General features: G+C 49.0%; 1 protein-coding gene. It reads left to right on the forward strand.

The window, feature by feature from the left end:
• Positions 1–70: 70 nt before the first annotated feature.
• On the forward strand, positions 71–259 hold a 189-nt coding region (locus LJE08_RS14180; RefSeq protein ID WP_227403601.1), incomplete at its 3' end, for a hypothetical protein.

Genomic DNA, 259 nt, shown 5'->3' on the forward strand with positions numbered 1-259 from the left:
GTCCGGATGAAACCAACAATCTTTTTGATGAGTTTATGGACATTATGAAGCAGCGCGAGGAGGGATGGCGATGAAAAAAGTTCTTCTGATTGGAGCCGGCGCCGACAGCATTGAACATGGCGATGAGCTCGATGCCGCGGCTTTTCAGGTTGCCAGCGTCTTAAAAGAGCAGGGCTGGGAGACGATCCTCATTGATGACAATCCATTTTCTTTTACCTTGGATTGTCCGGATGCCATCGATCATGCAGGCATGATCGAT

It is taken from the genome of Holdemanella sp. DFI.5.55, from assembly GCF_020593575.1.
In the GTDB taxonomy this organism is placed as follows: domain Bacteria; phylum Bacillota_I; class Bacilli_A; order Erysipelotrichales; family Erysipelotrichaceae; genus Holdemanella; species Holdemanella hominis.